The sequence below is a fragment of the Citrobacter sp. MGH110 genome (assembly GCF_001037515.1).
Classification (GTDB): Bacteria; Pseudomonadota; Gammaproteobacteria; order Enterobacterales; family Enterobacteriaceae; genus Citrobacter; species Citrobacter portucalensis.
The window spans coordinates 1,382,402-1,408,570 of the sequence record NZ_KQ089830.1 but is presented as its reverse complement, the minus strand read 5'-3'; the positions used below and the strand labels follow the sequence as shown (position 1 = coordinate 1,408,570).

General features: G+C 50.9%; 27 protein-coding genes and 1 pseudogene. 9 read left to right on the top strand and 19 right to left on the bottom strand.

Features of this window, described 5'->3' with window-relative positions:
• Positions 1-79: 79 nt before the first annotated feature.
• On the top strand, positions 80-604 hold the full coding sequence (gene sodC / locus SK38_RS06670; protein WP_048235438.1) for a superoxide dismutase [Cu-Zn] SodC: 525 nt from the start codon (positions 80-82) through the stop codon (positions 602-604).
• On the opposite strand, the pseudogene SK38_RS06665 reads toward sodC, so the two are convergent.
• The 3 genes and pseudogenes from SK38_RS06665 to SK38_RS06655 all read right to left on the bottom strand — a co-directional run bounded on the left by SK38_RS06665 (position 580) and on the right by SK38_RS06655 (position 3,719).
• A pseudogene (locus SK38_RS06665) lies at positions 580-2,620 on the bottom strand (FUSC family protein). The gene sodC and the pseudogene SK38_RS06665 overlap by 25 nt on opposite strands.
• On the bottom strand, positions 2,617-3,480 hold the full coding sequence (locus SK38_RS06660) for an efflux RND transporter periplasmic adaptor subunit (protein ID WP_032943329.1): 864 nt from the start codon (positions 3,478-3,480) through the stop codon (positions 2,617-2,619). Before SK38_RS06660 ends, SK38_RS06665 begins: the two are co-directional and overlap by 4 nt.
• Before the next feature lie 2 nt (positions 3,481-3,482).
• Positions 3,483-3,719 carry a DUF1656 domain-containing protein gene (locus tag SK38_RS06655; protein WP_003029180.1) on the bottom strand — a complete coding sequence of 79 codons (237 nt, stop codon included), beginning with the start codon at positions 3,717-3,719 and terminating at the stop codon, positions 3,483-3,485.
• Between the two features lie 192 nt (positions 3,720-3,911).
• On the opposite strand from SK38_RS06655, the gene slyA reads away from it, so the two are divergent.
• The gene (gene slyA / locus SK38_RS06650) at positions 3,912-4,352 is read left to right on the top strand and encodes a transcriptional regulator SlyA (protein WP_008784672.1); all 441 of its coding nucleotides are present in this window, start codon (positions 3,912-3,914) and stop codon (positions 4,350-4,352) included.
• 46 nt (positions 4,353-4,398) lie between these two features.
• Here the strand turns inward: slyA and slyB are convergent, their stop codons facing one another.
• On the bottom strand, positions 4,399-4,866 hold the full coding sequence (gene slyB / locus SK38_RS06645) for an outer membrane lipoprotein SlyB (RefSeq protein WP_003029175.1): 468 nt from the start codon (positions 4,864-4,866) through the stop codon (positions 4,399-4,401).
• A gap of 274 nt (positions 4,867-5,140) precedes the next feature.
• Between slyB and anmK the strand changes: the two genes are divergently transcribed.
• From anmK to pdxY, 5 genes are all read left to right on the top strand, one after another.
• Positions 5,141-6,262 carry an anhydro-N-acetylmuramic acid kinase gene (gene anmK / locus SK38_RS06640; RefSeq protein WP_032943330.1) on the top strand — a complete coding sequence of 374 codons (1,122 nt, stop codon included), beginning with the start codon at positions 5,141-5,143 and terminating at the stop codon, positions 6,260-6,262.
• Between the two features lie 87 nt (positions 6,263-6,349).
• Positions 6,350-6,679, top strand: a complete 330-nt coding sequence (mliC, locus tag SK38_RS06635; protein WP_003029170.1) for a C-type lysozyme inhibitor — start codon at positions 6,350-6,352, stop codon at positions 6,677-6,679.
• Positions 6,680-6,738: 59 nt separating this feature from the next.
• Positions 6,739-7,395, top strand: coding sequence for a pyridoxamine 5'-phosphate oxidase (gene pdxH, locus SK38_RS06630; RefSeq protein WP_003029169.1), 657 nt, complete (start codon positions 6,739-6,741; stop codon positions 7,393-7,395).
• A 126-nt stretch (positions 7,396-7,521) separates the two neighbouring features.
• The gene (gene tyrS / locus SK38_RS06625; RefSeq protein WP_020996426.1) at positions 7,522-8,796 is read left to right on the top strand and encodes a tyrosine--tRNA ligase; all 1,275 of its coding nucleotides are present in this window, start codon (positions 7,522-7,524) and stop codon (positions 8,794-8,796) included.
• Between the two features lie 64 nt (positions 8,797-8,860).
• Positions 8,861-9,721, top strand: coding sequence for a pyridoxal kinase PdxY (pdxY, locus tag SK38_RS06620; RefSeq protein WP_008784675.1), 861 nt, complete (start codon positions 8,861-8,863; stop codon positions 9,719-9,721).
• Between the two features lie 83 nt (positions 9,722-9,804).
• On the opposite strand, the gene gstA is transcribed toward pdxY, so the two are convergent.
• The 12 genes from gstA to blr all read right to left on the bottom strand — a co-directional run bounded on the left by gstA (position 9,805) and on the right by blr (position 20,156).
• A complete protein-coding gene (gene gstA, locus SK38_RS06615; RefSeq protein ID WP_048235437.1) occupies positions 9,805-10,410 on the bottom strand; it encodes a glutathione transferase GstA in 606 nt (201 codons plus the stop codon).
• 104 nt (positions 10,411-10,514) lie between these two features.
• Positions 10,515-12,020, bottom strand: coding sequence for a dipeptide/tripeptide permease DtpA (dtpA, locus tag SK38_RS06610; protein WP_020996425.1), 1,506 nt, complete (start codon positions 12,018-12,020; stop codon positions 10,515-10,517).
• Positions 12,021-12,633: 613 nt separating this feature from the next.
• Positions 12,634-13,269 (bottom strand): endonuclease III, encoded by a 636-nt coding sequence (gene nth, locus SK38_RS06605; RefSeq protein ID WP_003029161.1) that lies wholly within the window; start codon positions 13,267-13,269, stop codon positions 12,634-12,636.
• The gene (locus tag SK38_RS06600; RefSeq protein ID WP_008784678.1) at positions 13,269-13,961 is read right to left on the bottom strand and encodes an electron transport complex subunit E; all 693 of its coding nucleotides are present in this window, start codon (positions 13,959-13,961) and stop codon (positions 13,269-13,271) included. The genes nth and SK38_RS06600 overlap by 1 nt, the downstream gene beginning before the upstream one ends.
• Before the next feature lie 2 nt (positions 13,962-13,963).
• Positions 13,964-14,584, bottom strand: a complete 621-nt coding sequence (gene rsxG / locus SK38_RS06595) for an electron transport complex subunit RsxG (protein WP_032943336.1) — start codon at positions 14,582-14,584, stop codon at positions 13,964-13,966.
• Positions 14,585-14,593: 9 nt separating this feature from the next.
• The gene (rsxD, locus tag SK38_RS06590; protein WP_008784680.1) at positions 14,594-15,646 is read right to left on the bottom strand and encodes an electron transport complex subunit RsxD; all 1,053 of its coding nucleotides are present in this window, start codon (positions 15,644-15,646) and stop codon (positions 14,594-14,596) included.
• Positions 15,647-17,764, bottom strand: coding sequence for an electron transport complex subunit RsxC (rsxC, locus tag SK38_RS06585; protein WP_048235436.1), 2,118 nt, complete (start codon positions 17,762-17,764; stop codon positions 15,647-15,649).
• Complete coding sequence (rsxB, locus tag SK38_RS06580) at positions 17,757-18,335, bottom strand: electron transport complex subunit RsxB (protein ID WP_032943340.1); 579 nt, start codon at positions 18,333-18,335, stop codon at positions 17,757-17,759. The genes rsxC and rsxB overlap by 8 nt, the downstream gene beginning before the upstream one ends.
• Positions 18,335-18,916 (bottom strand): electron transport complex subunit RsxA, encoded by a 582-nt coding sequence (rsxA, locus tag SK38_RS06575; RefSeq protein ID WP_003029144.1) that lies wholly within the window; start codon positions 18,914-18,916, stop codon positions 18,335-18,337. The genes rsxB and rsxA overlap by 1 nt, the downstream gene beginning before the upstream one ends.
• A 75-nt stretch (positions 18,917-18,991) precedes the next feature.
• Positions 18,992-19,432: a DUF2569 domain-containing protein gene (locus SK38_RS06570; RefSeq protein WP_020996422.1), complete on the bottom strand. Its 441-nt coding sequence runs from the start codon at positions 19,430-19,432 to the stop codon at positions 18,992-18,994.
• A gap of 91 nt (positions 19,433-19,523) precedes the next feature.
• Positions 19,524-19,739, bottom strand: a complete 216-nt coding sequence (gene ydgT / locus SK38_RS06565) for a transcription modulator YdgT (protein WP_008784684.1) — start codon at positions 19,737-19,739, stop codon at positions 19,524-19,526.
• Between the two features lie 291 nt (positions 19,740-20,030).
• Entirely contained in the window at positions 20,031-20,156 is a 126-nt protein-coding gene (blr, locus tag SK38_RS06560) for a division septum protein Blr (protein WP_003029134.1), read from the bottom strand.
• 241 nt (positions 20,157-20,397) lie between these two features.
• On the opposite strand from blr, the gene SK38_RS06555 reads away from it, so the two are divergent.
• Positions 20,398-21,438 (top strand): oxidoreductase, encoded by a 1,041-nt coding sequence (locus tag SK38_RS06555; RefSeq protein ID WP_048235435.1) that lies wholly within the window; start codon positions 20,398-20,400, stop codon positions 21,436-21,438.
• A 104-nt stretch (positions 21,439-21,542) separates the two neighbouring features.
• Here SK38_RS06555 and add read toward each other — a convergent pair whose 3' ends face one another.
• Positions 21,543-22,544 (bottom strand): adenosine deaminase, encoded by a 1,002-nt coding sequence (gene add, locus SK38_RS06550; RefSeq protein WP_003029130.1) that lies wholly within the window; start codon positions 22,542-22,544, stop codon positions 21,543-21,545.
• 442 nt (positions 22,545-22,986) lie between these two features.
• Here add and SK38_RS06545 point away from each other — a divergent pair, with 442 nt between their 5' ends.
• Positions 22,987-23,403 carry a hypothetical protein gene (locus SK38_RS06545; RefSeq protein WP_048235434.1) on the top strand — a complete coding sequence of 139 codons (417 nt, stop codon included), beginning with the start codon at positions 22,987-22,989 and terminating at the stop codon, positions 23,401-23,403.
• A 44-nt stretch (positions 23,404-23,447) separates the two neighbouring features.
• On the opposite strand, the gene SK38_RS06540 is transcribed toward SK38_RS06545, so the two are convergent.
• Complete coding sequence (locus tag SK38_RS06540) at positions 23,448-24,797, bottom strand: sensor domain-containing diguanylate cyclase (protein ID WP_048235433.1); 1,350 nt, start codon at positions 24,795-24,797, stop codon at positions 23,448-23,450.
• Positions 24,798-24,996: 199 nt separating this feature from the next.
• Positions 24,997-26,169 carry a MalY/PatB family protein gene (locus SK38_RS06535; protein ID WP_048235432.1) on the bottom strand — a complete coding sequence of 391 codons (1,173 nt, stop codon included), beginning with the start codon at positions 26,167-26,169 and terminating at the stop codon, positions 24,997-24,999.

Here is a 26,169-nt window from a genome sequence, read left to right as displayed (position 1 = left end):
GCGTTTTTGGCGCATCTCCGTTCAAATTTGTGTCACTGGTTTACACTTAACAATCAGACACCTTTTGGACGGAGGTCTTATGAAGCGTTTGAGTTTGGCCATTATCACTCTCCTTGTCTGTGCAGGTGCGCAGGCTGCCAGTGAAGAAAAAGTGACGATGAATCTGGTCACATCGCAAGGCGTCGGCCAGGCGATTGGTACGGTCACTATTGCTGAAACCGCAAAGGGGCTGAAGTTTACGCCCGATCTGAAAGCGTTGCCGCCAGGTGAACATGGCTTCCATGTGCATATGAACGGCAGTTGCCAACCCGCGATTAAAGAAGGGAAAGCCTCAGCCGCAGAATCGGCTGGTGGCCATTACGATCCGCATCAAACCGGTAAACATGAAGGCCCGGAAGGCGCAGGTCATATGGGCGACCTGCCGCTATTGGTGGTGAATAACGACGGTAACGCCACAACGCCGGTCGTTGCACCGCGGCTGAAAACGATCGATGAAGTCAAAGGCAAAGCGCTGATGATCCATGTGGGCGGCGATAATATGTCCGATCAACCGAAACCGCTTGGCGGTGGCGGAGCGCGCTATGCCTGTGGTGTTATCAAATAATCAACGACTGAGAGTGCCCGGCGGCGGCGCCTGTTCGAGTTGTGAAAGCGAGCAGTGTAGCCGCCAGACCAGTGCCGACAGTTCCTGCGCAGCGGGTTGATGATGGTGGGCAAGCGTATCGCAGATGCGCTGTAGCTCATTCAGCGTGGCATTCAGTGGTCGTTGCTGGACGCCACGTTCGCTCATTACATCGCGCAGCAGCGAGATACACACGTCCCTGACGCGAGCCAGCGGATCGGAACGCGCCTCCCAGGTGCGCAGTTGCCACACCACGTGCGAGCAGTTCAGTAAAACGACCCCCCAACGTAATAACCAGCGTCGCGCCAGCGCATCCTGACTGTTGCTGAGCTGGCTGACGTGATGATAGGTCAGCGATTCAAATTCGTTTTCACTCAGTGATGGATGTCGGCTGAGCTGATCGACAAAATCCCGGCGCAGGGCGCGAATATGGCGGCGACTTTTCCGTGCATCCGATCCGGGGCGCAGAATGGCGAAGGCCAGCCATGACAGCGCCACACCGGTGATTTTCGCCATATTGTCATTCAGGAAATCAGCAAAATCATATACCGGCGGATTGGTCACCGCGATAAACGAACCCATAAATACAATCAGCTGCCCCCAAAGACCTGCCAGGGCAGGCATTTGTAGCTTCAACAGTTGCATGGTGGCGAGTAGCGGGAAGAGAAAGAGAATAAACTGCCAGAGGTCGGAAATTTGCACCATCAGGCCAAACTTAACCACAAAGCTAAATAGCGACAGTAGAACCAGCGTACGCATCAGCAAAGAAAGCGACTTGAACGGTGTGGCAACGGCGGAATACAGCACACTGCTGATCGCAGCGAGCGTGAGTGCGCCAGAGCCTGATTCCCATTGTGCACCAATGCTCCATGCGCCGATAAGCATCAAAGTGCAGAACGTACGCAACCCGCTCCAGATAGCTTCCGCATTATCGGTATGACGGGCAAGTCCCGGCGTGCGGGCGATATTAATACGCTCGGCGGTAACACCATTTTCCAGTAAATGCAGATAATGGCTGCTGCGCAGGTAGAGCCGACAAAAATAACGCAGTCGTTGCCAGAAGGCGACGTGTCGATAGTCGCGGGCATCGACGGGCCGCAGTGGGGCAATAATACGTGCGACGGTGTAGCTATTCGCATTGGATTTTATTAGTTCGCTGAGCAACTGCTCGATGATTTCCCGGGTGTTGGACGGGGGATTAGGCCAGTTCAGCAGCATCCTGCGCAGACTGGAAATCACGCTGGTCATCCGTAACTGCTGGTGCAACAGCGAATTGAGCAAAGCATTCTGGCGACGAAAGCGGTAATGACTCCAGAAAGCCTGAATACGCAGCAGGTTCATGGTCAGAATCTGCCCGATAACACCTTCATGGGCTGTGCGAATGGCATCCGTGGTTTCTGGTTGCCAGAGTAGGCTGGCATGTTCCAGTAAACGTGAATGCATGTTTTTCAATGCAGTCAGTAACGTGGTGCCATCGGAGGTGCTGGGCAGGATCATCATCATCACGCCGCCACACAGGATACCGACGATGACTTCACACACGCGTGCCTGCGCGATATCCCATAACTGCGTAATTTCCACGGTATTGACCATGGGAAACGCAATGATCGCCGCCGTATAACCCGCCAGTTGAAAGGCGTAGGCAACGTTATTGGTGAAGTGCGCGCATGCCCAGGTACAAAATCCGATCCACACTGACATGCTCAGCAAAAACAGCCACGGCTCATTGAGAGTATGACCGGCAATAATCAGTGCGGCGGTGGCTCCCAGTAGGCTACCCGCCACGCGACCCAGACTTTTGCTGATAACCCCGCCAACGGTGGGAAAACTAACCACCGCCGCAGAGGTCATCGCCCAGTAGGGCTCATCCAGATTCAGATAATAAGCAAAAGTTAACGCCAGGCACATCGCAATGGTGTTACGCAGCGCATAACGCCACTGTGCCGCCGTGGCTTTAAACCACGGCAAATTGCCTGGTGTCAGGCGGGGCAGTTTCATTTACGCTGGCCGATGGATACGCTGCAGGTTGTACCTGACACCAGCGTGACCTCCCGCGGCAGGGCGTCGAATTCGATGCGTACCGGGACACGCTGCGCCAGACGCACCCACGGCACGTTGGGTTTGATGTCGGGAATCAGGCCGGAATCACTTTCCACACTTTGATCGTAGATGGCACGGCCAATACTGGAAACGTGACCCTGTAACTTTACATTGCCGCTGTAGAGTGTAATCGTCGCAGGTGCGCCTTCTCGAATATGGCGCAATTTGGTTTCTTCAAAATACCCCATCACATAAAAAGAGTGACTGTCGACAAGGGCAAACAGGGGCTTACCGGTTGAAGCGTAGTCTCCGCTACGGGTTGAAAGATTGGTGACCCAACCCGCTACGGGGGCTTTGACCACCGTTTGCGTCAGCTGCCACTGGGCCTGGCGCAAACTGGCCTCAGCCGCTTCAACGCTTGCCTGCATGGCTTTCACGTTGAGATTTGCGGTATCCAGATCCTCGGCTGAGATGTAATTTTGCGATAAATGACGGCGGCGGTTGGCTTCGTTATTGGCTTTCGCCAGGTCAGACTGCGCTTTTGCCAGTTGTGCTTGCGCATTCAGTTCAGCAATGTGAAATGGCGTCTTGTCGATAATAAAAAGGACATCGCCTTTATTCACAAACTGGTTATCTTTTATATAGAGTTCGCTAATGCTGCCTGACACCTGCGGCGTGATGCTGACCTGCTCAGCACGTACTTTGCCATCACGTGTCCAGGGCGATTGCATATAGTAATTCCACATCCACCATCCGGCGAAAACTGCGATTGCAGCGACTATAATAGTTGAGAAGTATTTAATGGTTTTAAGCGACATAATCACCACGCTATCAGCATAACAAAGGCCAGACATACGCAAAGCGTAAAGAGTGACAGATCCATTAGCAGGGGATGCCAGATTTCGCCGGAGTAAATCCAGTCGCGCAGCAGGCGATGAACAACCAGCCAGAGAATAAATCCTGCTACAATCGCCTTGAAAACAGGAGGGAAGTAGACAGATGCGCCGATCATTAAATCTTGTAGGGGCAATCCTGTTGCATTAAACATAAACTTCACGGGCAAAATCCTTGACGGAAGAGAGCATTGCTATAGGTTTAGCAAAAAAGAGACAATGAGTCTCCGTAACGCATAATGTCTGAAAAAATGTCAGCCGGTAAGCAAATTTGGCAATACATTTGTTTTGGGAATACAAATGCTGCACACTATTCTAAAATCAGCACAATAACTTAGCAAGCTAATTATAAGGAGATGAAATTGGAATCGCCATTAGGTTCTGATCTGGCACGGTTGGTGCGCATTTGGCGTGCTCTGATTGACCATCGCCTGAAACCTCTGGAGTTGACGCAGACGCATTGGGTTACGCTGCACAACATTCATCAGTTGCCGCCGGATCAATCGCAGATTCAGCTGGCTAAAGCGATTGGCATCGAGCAGCCTTCGCTGGTACGTACGCTAGACCAGTTGGAAGAAAAGGGACTCATTTCACGACAGACTTGCGCCAGCGATCGTCGAGCTAAGAGAATTAAACTGACAGAGAAGGCTGAGCCGCTGATCGCTGATATGGAAGCGGTGATCAACAAAACACGTGGAGAAATTCTGGAAGGGATTTCAGCTGAGGAAATTGATCTGCTGATTAAGCTGGTTGCCAAACTCGAACACAATATTATTGAACTGCAGTCACAAGGTTGAAACGATAAGTTACGTGTGGCCAGAGCCTGACCACACGTGAATTCGATTAGCGTGGAGACACGGTAACCTGGCTGCCGTTGTTGGCCATAACAACGCGCTGGCCGGCTGAAAACTTGGTCGCACCCTGTTTCTGAACCACCATGATGGTATTACCATCATCCTTACGGATTTCCAGTTCTACACCCTGGGTTTTATTCATCGCACCTTGTACGCCTTGACCCGCTACGCCACCGGCAACTGCACCTGCAGCCGTCGCTAATGAACGACCAGTACCGCCGCCGACGGTGTTACCAAGGAACCCGCCGAGTACCGCACCACCAATAGCACCAATCACGTTTGCGTCATCGCCACCCTGGATTTGCACCGGACGAACATGAACAATCGTACCGTAGGTAACGTTCTGAACTTGTTTCGCTTCGGATGCGGTATATACGTCGCCTGAAAGGCTGTCATTGTTAACGCAACCCGCTAAAGATACGCCCATTAATGAAACAATCAGCACACGTTTAATCATTTACAAATCTCCTTTGTCACCACGAAACGCTAATAAAGCACCCTTCATGGCTAAATTATATGGCATTTGTGAGCCTAAGGTCACATGTTCTACTGGAACAATATGAAAATCTTAACCGAAATCGGATCAACCGAGTATAAACGAATCATTCATGTAATTGATGTAATTAAACGATCATTGTAATGATTAGCCACCAAAAATCATTAAGGAAGCATGGCATTAGTCGACACTTTATGGTTGAGTGTCAAGGCTAATTTGCTTAAAAGGATGACCTATGAAATCGGGCCGTTTTATCGGTGTAATGTCTGGAACCAGCCTTGATGGCGTCGATGTTGTGCTGGCGACAATAGATGAAACGATGGTTGCGCAGCAGGCGAGTCTGACCTGGCCCATCCCCATTCATGTTAAACAAGCGATTCTGGATATCTGCCAGGGGCAGCAGCTTACACTTTCTCAGTTTGGTCAGTTAGATGCACAGCTCGGTTATCTATTTGCTGAGGCGGTGAATGCGCTGTTGGCGCAAGAAAAATTGAAACCGCAGGATATCATTGCGATTGGTTGCCACGGGCAAACCGTGTGGCATGAACCGAACGGTGCTGCGCCACACACGCTGCAAATTGGTGATAACAACCAGATTGTCGCGCGTACCGGGATAACCGTAGTCGGCGATTTTCGTCGACGTGATATCGCCCTCGGCGGGCAGGGTGCACCGCTCGTTCCTGCGTTTCATCAGGCACTGCTGGCACATCCAACGGAACGGCGAATGGTGTTAAACATCGGCGGGATTGCCAATCTGTCTCTGCTTATTCCGCAACAACCCGTTCGCGGATACGACACCGGGCCGGGCAATATGCTGATGGATGCATGGATCTGGCGGCAATGTGGCCAGCCCTACGACAAAGATGCGCAGTGGGCCATTTCAGGAACGGTGATCCTGCCGTTGCTGCAGAATATGCTTAACGACCCTTATTTTTCCGCGCCTGCGCCGAAAAGCACCGGTCGTGAGTATTTTAATTACGGCTGGATAGAGCGTCATCTGGCGCAGTTTCCGGGAATTAGCCCACGAGATGTGCAGGCGACGCTTGCCGAACTGACGGCAGTAACCATTTCAGAGCAGGTCTTGTTAAGCGGCGGCTGTGATCGACTCATGGTATGTGGTGGTGGCAGTCGTAATCCACTGCTGATGATGCGTCTGGCGGCATTATTACCGGGTACAGAGGTTACCTCTACTGATGAAGCCGGGATCAGCGGTGATGATATGGAAGCGTTAGCCTTTGCCTGGCTTGCGTGGCGAACGCTGGCCGGATTACCGGGAAATTTACCTTCTGTGACGGGGGCGTCAGAGCCGAGTGTTTTAGGGGCAATTTATCCTGCCAATCCACGAACTCAGAGTTAACTGAAATTATTCAGCGCGGTGTGCCGGTAAACTAAGGATATTAGGGAGGGTGCCATTACCCTCCAGGACTAGGAAAGTCTTCAGGATATGGCTATGAAAAAACTGTTGTTAGTGTGTCTGCCCGTACTGCTTAGCGGTTGTAGTGTGTACAACCAATTTGTCGAGCGTATGCAAACGGATACGCTTGAATACCGCTGCGACGAAAAACCGCTGACCGTGAAGCTGAACAATACCCGCCAGACGGCAAGCTTTGTTTATGATAATCAGCTATTGAACCTCAAACAGGGCGTGTCGGCATCAGGTGCTCGTTATACCGATGGTATCTACGTATTTTGGTCTAAAGGCGACGAGGCAACGGTCTATAAACGAGACAGAATTGTGCTAAATAACTGTCAGTTACAGAACCCGAAGCGTTGAGATTTTCACCTGGGCGGCGCACAATAGCGTCACCCACTGACAATCCGTAGCCCAACATCATGTCTGATAACGACGAATTGCAGCAAATCGCGCATCTGCGCCGTGAATACACGAAAGGCGGTCTTCGCCGCCGCGATCTTCCCGCCGAACCCCTTGCGCTGTTTGAGCGCTGGCTGGGGCAAGCCTGTGATGCCAAACTGGCCGATCCCACCGCAATGGTCGTTGCGACCGTCGATGAAAATGGTCAGCCGTATCAGCGCATCGTGTTACTCAAACATTATGATGACAAAGGGCTGGTGTTCTATACCAACCTTGGTAGCCGTAAGGCGCATCAGATCGAGAAAAATCCACGCATCAGCCTTTTATTTCCCTGGCATACGCTGGAACGGCAGGTGATGGTGATCGGCAAGGCAGAGCGTCTTTCCACACTCGAAGTGGTTAAATACTTCCACAGTCGCCCGCGCGACAGTCAGATTGGCGCCTGGGTCTCAAAACAATCCAGTCGAATCTCCGCGCGCGGTATTCTCGAAAGCAAATTCCTCGAACTGAAGCAGAAGTTTCAGCAAGGGGAAGTTCCTCTGCCCAGTTTCTGGGGCGGCTTTCGCGTGAGTATTGAACAAATGGAGTTCTGGCAGGGCGGTGAAAACCGTCTGCACGATCGTTTTTTATACCAACGCGAAGATAACGCGTGGAAAATTGATCGTCTGGCCCCCTAAAGATGCAAATTTCTTGTTTTAAGCGCTGGTGCTGATCAATCCGGCGCTTTATTCTATGTTTCTTTCGCATCAGGCGAAAAGTCGTGTACCGGCAAAGGTGCAGTCGTTTTATACATGGAGATTTTGATGGCAAGCAGTAACTTGATTAAACAATTGCAAGAGCGGGGGCTGGTGGCCCAGGTGACGGACGAGGAAGCGTTAGCAGAGCGACTGGCGCAAGGCCCGATCGCGCTCTATTGCGGCTTCGATCCTACCGCTGACAGCTTGCATTTGGGGCATCTGGTTCCATTGTTATGCCTGAAACGCTTCCAGCAGGCAGGCCATAAGCCTGTTGCACTGGTAGGTGGCGCAACCGGTCTGATTGGTGACCCGAGCTTTAAAGCCGCCGAGCGTAAACTGAATACCGAAGACACCGTGCAGGAGTGGGTGGATAAAATCCGCAAACAGGTTGCACCGTTCCTCGATTTCGACTGTGGCGACAACTCGGCGATTGCTGCGAACAACTACGACTGGTTTGGCGGTATGAACGTACTGACTTTCCTGCGTGATATCGGCAAACACTTCTCCGTTAACCAGATGATCAACAAAGAAGCGGTTAAGCAGCGTCTGAACCGTGACGATCAGGGGATCTCCTTTACCGAGTTTTCTTACAACCTGCTGCAGGGTTATGACTTTGCCTGCCTGAACAAACTGCACGGCGTGGCACTGCAGATTGGTGGTTCTGACCAGTGGGGTAACATTACTTCGGGTATCGATTTAACCCGTCGTTTGCACCAGAATCAGGTGTTTGGTCTGACCGTTCCGCTGATCACTAAAGCTGATGGCACCAAATTCGGTAAGACGGAAGGCGGCGCAGTGTGGCTGGATCCGAAGAAAACCAGTCCGTACAAATTCTACCAGTTCTGGATCAACACCGCCGATGCGGACGTTTATCGCTTCCTGAAATTCTTCACTTTCATGGACATTGAAGAAATCAATGCGCTGGAAGAAGAAGATAAAAACAGCGGTAAAGCGCCGCGTGCCCAGTATGTTCTGGCCGAACAGGTTACGCGTCTGGTTCACGGTGAAGAAGGTCTGGTCGCGGCAAAACGCATTACCGAAAGCTTGTTCAACGGCAATCTCAGCGATTTGAGTGAAGCAGATTTCGAACAGCTGGCGCAGGATGGTGTGCCGATGATCGAGATGGACAAAGGTGCCGATTTGATGCAGGCGCTGGTGGACTCCGAGCTGCAACCTTCTCGCGGTCAGGCACGTAAGACTATTGCGTCAAACGCGGTAACCATCAACGGTGAGAAGCAGTCCGATCCGGAATATTTCTTCCAGGATAGTGATATCCTGTTCGGGCGCTATACCTTACTGCGTCGTGGCAAGAAGAACTATTGTCTGATTTGCTGGAAGTAAGATTGAGTTAGCAGGGGCGTGGGAAACTACGCCCCTTTATTTTTTCAGGGTTGTGGTAAGTAAAATGAAGAATATCCTCGCCATCCAGTCCCACGTTGTTTTTGGTCATGCGGGCAACAGTGCAGCAGAATTTCCGATGCGTCGTCTTGGCGCAAATGTCTGGCCGCTGAATACCGTTCAGTTTTCAAACCACACGCAGTATGGCAAATGGACCGGTTGCGTTATGCCGCCGAGCCACCTGACTGAAATTGTTCAGGGCATTGCTGATATTGATAAACTCCAGACCTGTGACGCAGTACTGAGCGGCTATCTTGGTTCAGCAGAACAGGGCGAGCATATTCTGGGTATTGTTCGCAAGGTAAAAGCGGCAAACCCGCAGGCAAAATACTTTTGCGATCCGGTGATGGGACACCCTGAAAAGGGGTGTATTGTCGCACCCGGAGTGGCGGAATTTCATGTACGCCATGCGCTCCCGGCTAGTGACATTATTGCCCCGAATCTGGTTGAACTCGAAATTCTGTGCGAGCATGCGGTGAACAATGTCGACGAGGCCGTTGCAGCAGCGCGTGAACTGATCGCTCAGGGACCTGAAATTGTACTGGTGAAGCATCTGGCACGCGCAGGTATCAGCACCGACCGTTTCGAAATGCTGCTGGTCACCGCTGAACAGGCGTGGCATATCAGTCGTCCGTTAGTCGATTTTGGCGCACGTCAACCGGTTGGTGTGGGTGATGTGACGAGTGGCTTGTTGCTGGTGAAACTGCTGCAGGGCGCATCTTTACAACAGGCGCTTGAGCATGTGACTGCGGCGGTGTACGAAGTGATGATCACTACCAAAGAGATGCACGAGTATGAGCTGCAGGTCGTGGCCGCGCAGGACCGTATCGCCAAGCCTGAACACTACTTTAGCGCAACGCAGCTGTAATCGATGCCCGATGGCGCTCACGCTTATCGGGCATATTTTTAGCTGTAGGCCGGGTATGTGCAAGTGCCACCCGGCAACAACAATTAATTTAACCCTTCTGCTTTCAGCGCAGCGGCAACCGCCGGGCGTTCAGCCATTCGCGCCATATAGGCATCAATATTACTTAATCCTGCCATATTCATCTTAACCGCATAGGCCCAACGCAGTACGGTAAACAGATAGGCATCGGCGATGCTGAAGCGCGGGCCGCAGATCCATTGGTTATCTTTCAGCGAGTCGTTCACATACTGCATTTTTTTCTCCAGCAGCGCACGAACGGTTGGCTTAAAGTCTTCCGGCGTATCGGGACGGAACAGTGGCGTAAAGCCTTTATGCAGTTCAGTCGCAATGTAGTTAAGCCATTCGATGGTTTTGTAACGGGAGAGGCTGCTGGTAGGGGCAAGGAGCTGGCGGTCTGGCACGCTGTCCGCCAGGTATTGCATGATGGCGACACCTTCGGTAAGTAGCGTACCGTCATCCAGCAGCAGTGCAGGAACTTGCCCTTTTGGGTTTACCGCGAAAAAATCATCGCCATTTTCCAGACGTTTCTTCATCAGATCAACACCATCCAGCGTGAAATCTTTACCGCTCTCACGAAGTGTGATGTGGGAAGCGAGAGAACAAGCGCCCGGTTTGTAGAACAGTTTCATCGGTAACTCCTTTTGGCTGAGGTATATCGTATGGTAGTGCTACCTCAGGCAAAAAAAAAGCCGCTAACAACAGTTAGCGGCCTGAAAATGAGTTTCCCTGAGAATTACGCTGTCGCGGCCTTAGAGGCTTTCTCATTGACGTCATCGTCCTGAGTCATACGGTTCAGTTTCGGAGCCGTCAGCAGCATCAGAACAGCGATAACAGCCGTTGCGACACCAATCTGCAGGAACACACGACCGTAGACTTCAAGGGACATCAGCGGGTCAGTCACGTTCTCTGGTACAGCCATCATGTTAGCGACGTAGCCACCGATGATGTTTGCACCGGCAGTGGTCAGGAACCAGCTACCCATGATGAAGCCCATCAGGCGTTGCGGAACCAACTGTGCCACCATTGCCAGACCCAGACCGGAGATCATCAGCTCACCGATACTTTGCAGACCGTAGCAGATAATCAGCCAGTTAACGGAAACGATGCCTGCATCGGTAGCGAATTTCGCGCCCAGCGGCAGGATCAGGAATGCACCGGAACACAGCACCATACCAATCGCAAACTTGGTCGGCATCGGCAGGGTATCGCCCATCTTGTTATAGATAGCAGCGAGGATTGGGCTACCAATGATGATCCAGAACGGGTTCAGTGCCTGGTACTGTTCAGGTTCGAAAGCAATGCCAAGAATAGAGTGCTCAACGTTACGAATCGCAAAGAAGTTCAGTGAGGTCGGCATCTGGCTGTACAGCACGAAGAAGATAATCGCTTCCAGCATCAGGATGAAGGCGACGATCATTTTACGACGCGCAGCACCGTGCATGGTGAAGGCTTCTTTACCGAAGATGAACACGATACCCAGCGCAATGACACCCAGAACCATACGTGCGATCTGCTGGTTGTGCAGCAACCAAGTTGCAATCGCGATCAGTACCACAACGCCAGCAATGGTCAGCAGCAGGTTACGGAAGTTGATCGGTTCAAAGTCAGGTTTAGAACCATACTGTTTAACCCAGCGCTGACAGAATGCGAAGTTAACAACGGTAATCAGCATACCCACGACGCTCAGAGCGAACGCGGTGCTCCAGCCGTAGCGCGCAGCCAACCACGGTGTTGCCAGCATAGAGAAGAATGAACCGATGTTGACGGACATGTAGTACATGGTAAATGCACCATCAAGACGCGGGTCATCTTTGGCATAGCAGGTAGAGAGCAGGGAGGATGGGTTTGCTTTAAACAGGCCGTTACCGACCGCGATGGCCGCCATGCCCATATAAACGATACCCGCATCGTGACCGGACCATGCTACCAACGCATAACCGATGGCCAGCACAACGGCACCCAGCATAATGACACGTTTTGTTCCCAGAACTTTGTCACCTAACCAGCCGCCAATGGCAACCAGACCGTACACCAGGGCGCTAAAGGACGAGAAAAGGGTGATGGAATCCGCTTCTGACATACCCAGCTGTTTAACCAGGTAGACGGCCATAATCCCTTGCAGGCCGTAATAACCAAAACGTTCCCACAGCTCAATAGAGAAAATGAGATAGAACGCTTTTGGTTGTTTGAAGGCGTTTAAACTTACGCTTTCTGTTGGTTTATTGTTTGCAGTAGACACTTTTACCTCTTTTTTTACATCCCATATCAACGGGGGTGTTCAGGTACGTGATGAGTCAAGTTCATCCGTCCGATTGTTATAGTGGGAGGGGAAACGGCAAGTAATGTTCACTATCTTGACCATTCAGACAAGTGGTTTGTAATAATCTGTTACATATATCATGACTGGTGAAATCGTCGGGGCTGTGAAATGTTATCTAGCGTTAAATTTCTTCATTTCTAAAATGGCAGATTTTTACACTGTTTAATCACCGCCATAACCGCAATGTGGCGATATGTTCTGCTATTTAAGGTTGAATCCAGTGATATAGGCCATTATCTGAAAAATAGGCAGTGTAATGTTTTGTTTAGAAACTGTGCAGTTGGGTCATCTAATTGTCACCTTAACTAAAAAATAAAAATTTATTAACATTGTGTTAGCTGGATGATCTGGATCACGTATAGATAGAAATTTCTTTTGCTAAAAAAACGATTAACCTGCTCAGGTGTTAATTAACAAGAATATTGCATTAGATATGAGCAATTGAATGGCATCATTGTCGGGAAAATAAACGCAGGGGAGTGCATAACTAATCGTTATGTATGTAAGGGGCGAGGAGGATGCCCCGGCAGCATTAGATATCGACTTTCTCTTTGAATTCGCAGAGATCTTCAATAATACAGGAACCACAGCGCGGCTTTCTGGCGATGCAGGTGTAGCGACCATGAAGAATTAACCAGTGATGGCAATCGACTTTAAATTCACTGGGTACGACTTTCAGCAGCTTCTCTTCAACCTGCTCGACGTTTTTACCCGGGGCGAATTGCGTGCGATTACAGACGCGAAAAATGTGGGTATCTACAGCGATAGTGGGCCAGCCAAAGGCGGTATTTAACACCACATTAGCCGTCTTTCGCCCAACGCCGGGGAGAGCTTCTAACGCCGCACGGTCTTCTGGCACTTCACCATTATGTTGTTCCAGCAGAATGCGGCAGGTTTTAATTACGTTTTCCGCTTTGCTGTTAAACAAACCGATTGTCTTGATGTAGGACTTAACACCTTCAACACCGAGCTCCAGCATCGCAGCCGGCGTATTGGCGACGGGGTATAGCTTAGCTGTCGCTTTATTGACGCTGACATCGGTCGCTTGTGCGGAGAGCAAGACCGAAATCAACAGTTCAAACGGCGATGTAAAATTGAGCTCGGTTGTCGGATGCGGGTTGTTATCCCGCAGACGCGTCAGTATTTCCAGACGTTTTGCTTTGTTCATTACGCATTCCCTGTTTCACCCGCGGGACTGTCCACGACAGCCGCCTCGGCACGACGTTTCTTCATTTTCTCATCAATCAGATACTTCACTGCCAGCATCAGACCCAGGCCAATAAACGCGCCCGGTGGCAGCATGGCCAGCAGAAACGGCGTATCAGTATGGAAGATCTCAACGCGCAAGACTTTGGCCCAGCTACCCAACAAACCGTCTGCACCATCAAACAGTGTACCGTTACCAATTATTTCACGCAGCGAGCCCAGAACAAACATGGCACCTGTTGCGCCCATGCCGATGGAGAAACCATCAAGTGCGGATAACGCAGGGCCCTTTTTGGCGGCGAAGGCTTCTGCACGGCCAACAACAATGCAGTTGGTTACAATCAGCGGGATGAAGATGCCCAGAGACTGATACAGGCCGAAGGCGTAGGCATTGATCAACATCTGTACCGCACTCACCACGGAGGCGATAATCATGACATAAATCGGAATACGAATTTCTGGCGGTGTCCAGCGGCGAAGGGCTGAAATCGTCAGGTTGGTCAGCGTCAGGACGAGCGTAGTCGCAAGTCCAAGACCCAGCGCGTTAGTTGCGGTAGAAGTGACGGCCAACAGCGGACACATCCCAAGTAGTTGCACAAGCGCGGAGTTATTTTTCCATAACCCCTGGACAATCACGTCTTTAATTTCGCTCATGGTTATTCTCCACAGGCGCTAAGTTGAGGGAGTTGCGCAGGCAGCGTCTGCGCATACAGGCCGGCACGTTTAACCGCGTTAACCACCGCACGTGGTGTAATGGTTGCGCCAGTAAACTGGTCAAAGTCGCCGCCATCTTTTTTCACTGCCCAGTGAGAGGTGTTATCCGCAGAAATTGTTTTACCGCTAAAATGGGTGATCCAGTCGGACAGTCGCAGTTCGATTTTATCGCCCAGCCCAGGTGTTTCATGGTGTTCGGTAACCCGCGTACCCAACACGGTACCCGTGAAATCGACACCCACCAGCAGTTGAATCGCCCCGGAATAACCATCTGGCGCCGTAGCTTCAAGAATCGCAGCAACAGGACGATCGTCCTGGCGGGCAATATATACACGGTGCGTACCTTTGCCTAACGCTGGCGCATTGACCAGATAACAACTTTCAGACAAGTTATTATTGTAGCGATCGCCAGGCAGAACCTGATCGAACAGCGTTTTTTGCTGTATCGCGGCCTGTTCATCAATGGTTGACTTGGTTAATTGATTGATTGCTGCGGTTAACCCCGTTGAGCCCGCAGCAAACAGCGCCAGTGTAATACCGTGTTTACGAATCGTTTTCAGCATATCTAGTCCTTAGCGATGTCCGTACACGCGAGGGCGGGTGTAATAATCAATCAGGGGAACCGTGATATTGGCCAGCAACACGGCAAAAGCCACGCCATCAGGATAACCACCAAAACTGCGTATCAACCACACTAACAGGCCCGCAAGCGCGCCAAAAATCAGACGACCACGGTTGGTTGTTGATGCTGTAACGGGATCGGTAAGAATAAAGAACGCACCTAACATCGTCGCGCCGGAAAGCAAATGCAACTGAGGCGATGCCAGTGAGTCTGGCGAAAAAATCCAACCTAAAGTGGCGCAAACGGCGAGCGACAGCAGGAAGCTAACCGGGATATGCCAGCGAATCGCTTTTTGCCATAACAGCACGATGCCACCAACCAGCCAGGCAAGGTTCACCCACTGCCAGCCAGCGCCTGCCAGCATGCCGCTGTAGATCGGGTATTGCATCACCTGCTCAACGGTACGTCCGGCATGCAGGGATGTCTTAAAGGTATCAAGAGGTGTTGCCTGACTGATACCATCGATACCCATACGCAGCGAATTCATATCCCCTCCGCTGGCGGTATGCCCGTTAAAGATAACGTTCAGGGCGTCAAAGAAACCAGGCACCGTGGCTGCAATTTCATGCGGCGGCAGCCAACTGGTCATCTGTACCGGAAATGAGATGAGCAGCACGACATAACCAATCATGGCAGGGTTAAACGGGTTCTGCCCGAGCCCGCCATACAGTTGTTTCGCAATGATAACCGCAAATACCGTGCCTAATACCACCATCCACCATGGCGCGAGGGGCGGAATACTGACGGCCAAAAGCAACCCAGTGAGTAGCGCAGAGTTGTCTTTTAAAATTGCCACAATGGGTTGTTTACGCAGTTTAAGCACACCCGCTTCGGCAGCAATAGCGCTGATGGCAGCGAGAACGATCTGGAACAACGTGCCCCAGCCGAAGAACCACAGCTGAGCGGCGATCCCCGGCAATGCAGCAAGTAACACCAGCATCATGATACGCGATGTCTGGCGCTGGTTATGGGTATAAGGGGAGCTTGCTATTCTGAATACCATTTATTCCTCGTTTACAACCTGCTGCTGTGCGGCTTTCTTTGCCTGAGCGCGTGCGATGGCGGCCGCGACGGCGGCTTTACGTGGATCAACCGGCTCGGCTGTTTCTGTTACCGCTTCTTGTTCAAGCTTGCGGGCTTTGGCGCGGGCGATTGCCGCTTCCACGGCAGCTTTACGCGGATCAACCGGTTCGGTTGTTTCTGTTACCGCCTGCTGCTCGAGCTTGCGAGCTTTGGCGCGGGCGATTGCCGCTTCCACGGCAGCTTTACGCGGATCAACCGGTTCGACTGTTTCTGTTACCGCTGCTTGTTCAAGTTTGCGGGCTTTGGCGCGAGCGATTGCTGCTTCGACGGCGGCTTTACGTGGGTCAACCGGCTCGGCCGTTTCTGTTACCGCTTCTTGCTCAAGCTTGCGGGCTTTGGCGCGGGCAATTGCCGCTTCCACGGCAGCTTTACGCGGGTCTGTACCCGTGCTGCTGCCTTCACTTTGCGGCGGATTTTCCTTACGGGAAGCACGAGCTTGCGCCTTACGCGCCTCGCGTGCGGCAATCACGGCGCTATTGTCAGGTTTTTCACCTGCCTGAATGACCACCGGTTGCAGTGCCTGAGCCTGCTTTTCTTTTACGCGAGCCAGCGCGGCGGCAATGGCATCATGATCTTTGGCCGCCGGCTGAGCAGCGGCGCTCTTATGGCGTTCAAGACGTGCCGCTTTTTCACGTTCAAGGCGCGCCTGTCGGGCTTCAAACCGAGCTTTTGCTTCTGCGGCGCGCTTTTCTTCCTGACTAATGGCGTAAATCTCGGCTTTTTCCTGACGGAAATACTGTACCAGTGGAATATTGCTTGGGCATACCCAGGCGCAGGCACCGCATTCAATACAGTCGGCGATATTGTGGGCCGTCGCTTTGTCGTGCTGTTGCCCTTTACTGAACCAGTAAAGCTGTTGTGGCAGGAGATCGGCCGGACAGGCATCGGCGCATGCGCTACAGCGAATGCAGCCTTTCTCTTCTGGCGTTTCACCCATTTCACTGGCAGAGGGGGCCAGAAGACAGTTGGTTATCTTCACCACCGGGACATCCAGCCACGGCAGCGTAAAGCCCATCAGCGGCCCGCCCATAATCACCATCTGGTCGGCGGAAGGGCAGAAGCCCGCGTCGTTGAGCAGATGACGAACCGGCGTACCTAAACGCGCCCAGACGTTGCCCGGACGACTGACTGCTTCACCGGTTAGCGTCACGACTCGTTCGGTGATCGGCTCTCCGTCGATTACTGCACGTTTAATTGCATAGGCGGTTCCGACGTTTTGCATCAATACGCCGATATCAGAGGAGCGTCCGCCGTGGGGAACCTGCTTGCCGGTCAGGATTTGTGTTAACTGCTTGGCCCCGCCGGATGGGTACTTGGTGGGGATCACGCGTAGGCTAATGTCGTGTGAATCAGCCAGCACCGCGCGCAGCATAGATATTGCCTGCGGTTTGTTATCTTCGATACCCAGGAGGATCTCGCGTGGCTGAAGAATGTGCGCCAGGATGCGGATACCTTCGACGACCTGAGCGGCACAGTCCTGCATCAGGCGGTCATCTGCCGTAATGTACGGCTCGCATTCGGCGGCGTTAATGATCAGCGTTTCAATTTTATCTCCGCCGCCCTGCAGTTTAACGCCGGTGGGAAAACCTGCGCCACCCAGCCCGGCGACGCCGTACTGATGAATACGCGCAATCAGCTCTTCCCGGCTGTGGGAGCGATAATCGGTCCAGCCGTCTCGCTCAATCCAGCGATCTTCGCCATCGGCGTCTATGATGACGCTCAACTCAGCCAGTGCCGAAGGATGCGCGGTGGAGTGCGGGGCAATCGCAACAACGGTGCCTGATGTTGGCGCATGGACTGGAAGCATTCTGCCACGTCCGCGGGTTAAGGGCTGACCACGCAGCACGGTGTCACCCACGTTTACGCACAGTTCACCCTCCGCACCAATATGTTGTTTCAGCGGAATAACGAAACGCGGCGCCAGCGGAACCTGTCGCAACGGCGTTCCGTTTGACTGGGTTTTCATTTCTGGTGGATGAATGCCGCCATCAAAGTCCCAGATTTTATTTTTTCTGAATGCAGAGAATAACTTAAACATGTTGTTCCACGGGAATGATGCGCACAGGGATGGTGTTTAAATCCCATTTCCAGCTATCGGGTGTCTCGGCTACCGGGCGTAATTCAATACATTGCGTCGGGCATGGGTCAACGCACAGGTTGCACCCGGTGCAGAGATCGCTCATTACCGTGTGCATGGCGCGGGTCGCGCCCACGATGGCATCGACCGGGCAGGCCTGAATACACTTAGTGCACCCAATACAGTTATTTTCATCAATGACCGCCAGCATTCGCACCGGCGTAACGTCTTGTTCATCGCCATCAATAGGCTGCGGATCGACATTCAGTAGGGCGGCAATTTTTAACATCACCGCTTCGCCGCCGGGGGCGCAACGGTTAATTTTTTCACCCTGAGACCCGATCGCCTCAGCGTAAGGATGACAGCCCGGATAGCCGCACTGGCCACACTGGCTTTGCGGGAGAATTTCATCAATTTTCTCCACGACCGGATCATCTTCAACGGCAAAACGTCGTGAGGCGTACCCCAAAATAGCGCCGAACGCCAGACCCAGTAGACTCACTGCGGCAACGGCAATCCAGATAGCATTCATTACAACTTCACCAAACCACTAAAGCCCATAAAGGCCAATGACATTAAACCAGCGGTAATCAGCGCAATCGCATTGCCGCGAAACGGCGCTGGGACGTCCGCCACGGCGAGGCGTTCGCGGATCGCGGCGAACAGTACCATCACCAGCGAGAAGCCGACGGCGGCGGAAAAACCGTATAGCGCCGACTGTAAAAAGTTATGGCCGAGGTTGATGTTCAGTAGCGCCACACCTAACACTGCGCAGTTAGTGGTGATCAGCGGTAGAAAGATCCCCAGCAGGCGGTACAGCGCAGGGCTGGTTTTGCGCACAACCATTTCGGTAAACTGCACGACGACGGCGATAACCAGAATAAAAGCCAGCGTGCGCAGATAGATGAGATTGAGCGGAATTAGGATCCAGGTATCAATCAGCCAAGCGCAGATGGATGCCAGTGTCATGACAAACGTCGTGGCAAGGCCCATACCCATTGCGGTTTCCAGTTTTTTGGAAACGCCCATAAACGGGCAAAGGCCCAGAAACTTCACCAGTACAAAGTTATTGACCAGTACAGTTCCGACAAACAGCAGCAGGTAATCAGTCATTTTTCGGCCTGAAATAAAAAGCCGCCTATTATCTGACAATCTTCAACAGGCGACAACAGGTTAACTGTAGGGTTATTACGGGTTCACAAACGTCGATTTAACGCGCTGCGATCGTTTGAAGTAGGGCACCAACAGTGCTGCAGCCAGTAATGGGAACAGCAGTTGGCGCACGGCAAAAGCGTCTGGGACGGGTGAAAACGCAAACGCTTTAATCGCCAGCAACACGGAGATCAGCAGCCACAGAATGTAATGCTTAGGTACACAGGCTCTGCGTTTGAAAAACGCAATCGTCAGCCACAGTGTGTAATACCACATGGCGATCGCGGTAATAAAGGAAACACCCCATAACAGCAAATTGGCCGTACTTTGCTCACCCAGCGTTTTGAAGGTTTGCGGTGTAGCCAGCGCAGTGACATAAAGTAATAACGCCAGCGAAGCGCTCAACAAAGCGACTAACAGCCAGGCCAGTGGCCCAAGTAGCCAGCCTCCGATACGTTGTGCCGGTGTCGTAGTCATCTCTTCTCCAGGTTTACGCGCGCAATCAATCATGCCATTCATTTTGGGGCAATTATTATAAAGCTTTTAACGTTGAGCGCTACTTTCTTCTTTATTGCACGTAATGCCAGACTGATTTAGGTACCTGACCAACATCAAACAGACGACCTCCGGAGATAAGCTCCGCACGGCGATGGTCTGCGGCACGGTACATATTGATAATGTCGTTATCATCGGTGAGCGTGTAGTTAAGATGGTCGAACAGTTTTTCCAGACTTTCGAGCGAACTGATTTTGCGGAATTTTAATAAGTAATCCTGAACGGTCATAAATGCAGATCCATATTAATAAAATAATACCAACGGAGTAGAAAATATAATAATAAACAACGAGCACAGGTCAAAGCGCATTTACGTGCAAATGTAAGAAGAGTGTTCATACCTGTGAAAAATCAGGCGCTATGCGCGTCTTGAGCAAGGGTAACGCGCTTAGCGATCGCTGGCAATATGCAGCGGAGCGGGACGCGGCATAATTCGCTTTTTTTGACAGAAAGCGATCTTTTACCGGCAGACCCTGCAACTACCAATGTTAATTGCCGGGCAATAAAAGGCTGCGGATGCTTATTTCTTCTGCACTGCCGCAACGGGCTCTGGTGGCTGGTAATTGTCAATATGATTGGCAACACCCAGCAGGATCACGGAGACGGCGAGAACAATCCAACCTGTTAATTCAATAAGACGATTCATTACTGATGACATTTGCTTTGATTTATCCATAAACACAGGCTGCAAATGTTACTAATCTCTCATTAATACAGCAAGATGATTGGGAACGATTTCTACCTCTTTTTCGCTGCAAGTTAAGCATAAGTGGCATATGTTTGACTTAAGTTAAAAAACAACCTTTGTAGCGCAAAGGTTATTAAACTATTGAGACGTTGCAAGGTATGGTGTGAAATAGGTCAGTCCTGAATTGAGAGGCAATAACATGAGTGACAACATCCGCGTTGGGCTAATTGGCTACGGTTATGCCAGCAAAACCTTCCATGCCCCACTGATTGTGGGCACGCCGGGTCTGGAACTGGCTGCAGTGTCCAGTAGTGATGAAGCAAAAGTGAAAGCAGTCTGGCCGACGGTGGCGGTTGTTGCTGAGCCTAAACATCTTTTTAACGATCCAAATATCGACCTGATTGTGATCCCCACGCCAAACGACACGCACTTTCCGTTAGCGAAAGCAGCGTTGGAAGCGGGCAAACATGTGGTTGTTGATAAGCCCTTTACCGTGACACTGTCACAAGCGCGTGAGTTGGATGCGCTGGCACGTAGCCTGGGGCGTGTGTTGTCTGTATTCCATAACCGTCGCTGGGACAGTGATTTTCTGACGCTGAAAGCTCTGCTGGCGGATGGTGTTTTAGGTGAGGTAGCGTATTTCGAATCCCATTTCGATCGTTTCCGCCCACAGGTTCGTGACCGTTGGCGTGAACAGGGCGGTCCGGGAAGCGGTATCTGGTACGATTTAGCACCGCATCTTTTGGATCAGGCGATTAATCTGTTTGGTTTGCCCGTCAGCCTGACGGTAGACCTGGCCCAGCTGCGTCCGGGCGCGCAGGCGACGGATTACTTCCATGCCATCCTGACGTATCCGCAGCGTCGTGTGATCCTGCATAGCACCATGCTTGCTGCCGCAGAATCGGCCCGTTATATTGTGCATGGATCGCGTGGCAGCTATGTGAAGTATGGTCTTGACCCGCAGGAAGAGCGCCTGAAAAATGGCGAGCGCCTGCCTCAGGAAGACTGGGGTTATGATATGCGCGATGGCGTATTGACGCGAGTCGAAGGCGAAGAGCAGGTTGAAGAAACCTGGCTGACCGTACCGGGCAACTATCCGGCGTACTATGCTGGCATTCGGGATGCGCTAAACGGCAACGGTGAAAACCCGGTACCGGCGAGACAGGCTATCCAAATTATGGAGCTGATTGAGCTGGGTATAGAATCTGCGAAACATCGTTCGACGCTGTGCCTTGCCTGATTAGGTAAATGGCGCAAGGCGATACCTTCCTGGCATTGTATCCGGCCTACAATGAAAACCAACGTAGGCCGGATAAGCGTTAGCGCTATGCGGCACTTTACCTGTTACGCTGCGGCGACTTTCTCGCGCAAGGCTCGTTTTTCCTCGTTACTCAGGAATGCCATTTCCAGACCGTTGATTTGGGCCTGACGGATTTGTTCGCGCGTTAGGCCTGCAGCTGGTGCGGCAATGGTGTACTCGTGAATAATATCCACACCCTGAACAGCCGGGTCGTCCGTATTCAAACTGGCGATAACGCCATGTTCAAGGAACGTTTTCAGCGGATGGTTCGCTAGTGAGGCAACGGTGCTGGTCTGAATGTTTGATGTCAGGCAGGATTCGATGCCGATACGGTGCTCGGCGAGGTAATCCATCAACGCACGATCTTCAACGGCTTTAACGCCGTGACCAATACGCTCAGCGCCTAGCTCTTTAATGGCCTGCCAGATGCTTTCTGGTCCCGCGGCTTCGCCCGCATGTACGGTGATATGCCAGCCGGCGTCGCGTGCCTGGTTGAAGTGAGACAGGAACAGGCTGCCCGGGAACCCCAGTTCGTCACCGGCCAGATCCAGTGCCGTAATATGGTCTCGGTGGGCTAACAGCGCATCCAGTTCCTGCAGACAGGCGGCTTCGCCGAAAGTACGGCTCATAATGCCAATTAAGCGAGCTTCGACGCCAAAGGTCTTGCAGCCCTCGCGTACGCCTGCGATGACGGCTTCAACTACACCTGCAACCGGGAGCTGATGCGCCATCGCCATGTAGCCTGGGGAAAAACGCAGTTCAACATAGTGCAGGCCGTTACGTGCTGCGTCCTCAATATTTTCAAATGCCACGCGACGACACGCATCCAGCGAGGCCAGTACCTTCACGCCCCAGTCGAGCTTGGATAAAAAACTCACTAAATCTGGCTCAGTTGATGTGACTTGCACATGAGGGATCAGCGTTTCCAACGTTTGTGCCGGAAGCGTTAAGTTGAACTGACGGCCCAGATCCAGGATCGTTTGTGCACGGATGTTACCATCAAGGTGGCGATGGACGTCGGTCAGGGGGAGGGAAGTATCAATCATGGTCGCACTCGTGTATTTAGGTAAAGTGCAGGCCATTATACAACAGAAAAATGTTCCTCTAAAAACTTTAAAAAAAGCAGTGCAGAGTTCGGGGTTATGGGGAAGCAAGCATCGCCAAATTGTTGACCATGCTGTTAGCGTACCAACAGAGTGGTGTTCCGACTCCCTGATCCTTGAGACCGTATCACGATGCTTTTGCCTTGCGGTGGTAAGACGGGCGTAAAGTAAGCAATAACGCATTTCCTGCAGCATGTGTGTAATAAAATGATTTTATTTTAAGATTATTTACCTCGTTTTTATTTAATTACTGTCTGTCAGTGTTATTTCACTCGGATATTTATTGAATAACATTGCTAATAGCGAAAAATGGACACTTTCCAGTTTATGAATGTGCTGCGAGGTATGTTATAAAAACACAATAACGACTGAGGGTATTAATAAAGTGAAAAGTGTAAAGCTAATTGTCAGTACAATGTTCTGTGGAAGTTTGCTGCTGGCAACTGTGCCTGCGCATGCGGCGTATAAAGCGGATGAAACGCATGTAATCCAGTTTAAGAAAGGCACCAGTGGCGCAGATATCAAGGGGACAATTACGGGTGATAAAACAAAAGATTATACGTTTGTCGCCAAAAAAGGGCAGACCATGCAAGCAGTTCTGAAAAGCGCCTGGCCTCATCCTTTCATGAGTATTATTGCACCGGGCGAACAATTCATTTTTGATGGCATGATGAGTGGTGACACTTATAAAAATACGCTGCCTGCCAGCGGTAAGTATACCATCAGAATATATCAAAAAGGCGCGGCGAAGGATGAGGGGAAAACCAACGCATTCCAGCTGCACATGAAAATTACCAACTGATCATGAGGAAAAGATCGCCCTGGTGGTGATCTTTTCCTTTGCTATTAAACTTCTTCGCCAGAATAGGCCACAACGCAATTACGGCCTCGGTTTTTTGCCATATACAGGGCGCGGTCTGCGCAATCAGCAAGTTGTTCGGGGGCTGAACGGTTATCAACCGAGGTTACGATACCCAGGCTGATGGTGATGATGCGTGGAAAATCACCTTTAGTCGTGGCCTGAGTTTGTTGTTCTACGTGTTTTCTGATTCGCTCTGCGATGTTAAATGCTGCATCTGCGTTAGTTTCAGGTAGCAGAATAGCAAACTCTTCTCCGCCAATGCGTGCCACGATGTCGTTACGCCGACTCAGTCGCTGCATAATTTCTGACAGTTTGATTATCACTCTGTCACCCTGCAAATGTCCCCAGGTGTCATTGACCGACTTAAAGAAATCAATGTCGCAAAAGACAATGCTCAGGGGTTTATGGGGCGCTGTCATTTTAATCTCATTGCTGAGTGCGTTATAAAAATAGCCACGGTTGAAAAGTCGGGTCATCGGGTCGCGGACTGAATTTTCATAGGATAATTCATAGGCCTGACGTGAGGCTTTGTAGCGCTTGAAAATATCAGACATGAGCACGATCATCACGGCCATTGCGCTAAGGCACTCCAGGCCTCTGGCGAGATACCATCCAGCGGAGTCTATATGCGTGTACTTCAGCATAATGATGACACTTAACAGATTGCTCAGGGCAACCAGTGACATACTTACCCAAAACTGTGTTTTTAGCCGGGTTAATTTTGCCCCTAATAAAACGATACAGGTCCACAAGATAATGAGGACATAAATAAAGCTACCACGCCAGGGTCTAAGCCATTCAAACGTTTCTGTGTCAACCAACTGAAACGATATTGGCGTAATACGGATGGAGTAGAGGATAGCCATTACCAGATGCAACATGCACCATAAATAAGTGGCGTAAGCAACTGTTTTACCATGCTTTTCTTTTTTATTTTTAAACGTATATAAATAGTATGTTGCAAAAAACAACCCCGTAATTAACATGTTCCTCATAAAGTATAAAACAGCAATGTCATTGTAGATGACACCAGGAAGACCGTTTTTATAAAAATAAATATAGAGCGCAAGAAATAAGAAAACCCCTGAGAAATAAAACGCGCAGGCCAGGGGTAAAAGATATTTTTTGCGCCGATAACTCATGTAATTCATCGTCATAAAGCACCCAGTCTGAATGTGCAATACACCAGCAAAGGTTGCAATAACCGGGTAAAAAGAGAGGCTATAACGCTGATTACTAAAAGGGATATACCAAAGAAAAATGGATGTTGTTAGGGATAGGAGTAAAAAAAAAGTTAAATTCTTTTTGTGAATGTTTATTTGTGTTGTATTCATGATTTTTATGTATATAAAACAGCGCTATATTTTGGCTATCTTCTCAGCTTTGTATTTTGTCTTTTTGATTTTTATTGCTGTTGATTTTGACTGGCAGGAAAAGTCAGGGAGGAATTAGTATTAAAAAAAACGATAAAAAACAGATTTGTTTTTTTTATATAAGGAGTTGCGCAATGAGTTCTTCATTGCGCAAGACTATTTAACTTATTGTGCGGATGGCGTTAATCAACCCCTGAACGCCTTTTTCAAGCTTGGAACGTGGACATCCGGCATTGAGGCGCACAAAACCGCGTCCTTCTTCTCCGTATGTGTATCCGGGCATGATGGCGACTTTCTGCTGATGGATGAGTGCATCCTGCAGTGCGTGGTCATCAAGGTTGAGTGGACGCAAGTCAATCCATGCCAGATAGGTGGATTGCGGAACCTGCCAGTTCAGTTCGGGGAATGCGTTATTCAGCTCGTGCGCGATGTAATCCAGGTTACTGGCAAGATAATCCCGCAGCGCATCAAGCCAGCTAGCGCCCTGTTGGTAGGCTGCGATATGTGCGCTAAGCGCGAGCACTGCAGGTGAGGAAAGACCATCCCGACCCTTTAACGCACTGAGGTAATCGTTGCGACTCTGCTCATCCTCAATAATCCCGTAAGCCCCGGTTAATGCCGGAATATTGAAGCTCTTTGAACCGGAGGTGAACAGCGCCCAACTGTCGCGCGCGACGTTACTCCACGGGATGTGTGGCTGGTCTGCCCATACCATATCCATATGGATCTCATCAGAGATGACTTTTACACCGTGGCGCTGACACAGCTCCGCCATGGTTTCCAGTTCATCGCGCGTCCACACCTTACCGGTTGGGTTGTGCGGGCTGCAAAGCAGGAGAATTTTGCTTTCAGGCCGGGACAGGGCTTTCTCTAGTGCAACCATGTCGCAAAACCAGCCGTCAGCGCGTTTTTCAAGTCCGACAGCGCATACCTGGCGCTGATTACCTTCAATCGCTTTGTAAAACGCGTCGTAAGCCGGCGTATGAATAACCACCGCATCACCCGCAGAAGACCACTGGCGGATCAGCTCCGATACCATATAGATGACCGAGGGGCCATAAACCAGCGACTGAGGATCGATTTGGGTATTATGACGCGATAGAAACCAGTGGCTAATCGCCGCCAGAAATTCATCATTTTTCCAGCGACTGTAACCCAACACGCCATGTGACAGGCGCTGAGTCAGCGCCTCCAGAATGCAGGGGGCGGTGGCAAAATCCATATCGGAGATGGTGAACGGCAGAAGGTCGGCTGAACCAAAACGGTCGGCAACGTAATCCCACTGAGTACACCAGGTACCATGCCTGTCCACAACCTTTGAAAAATCAAACAT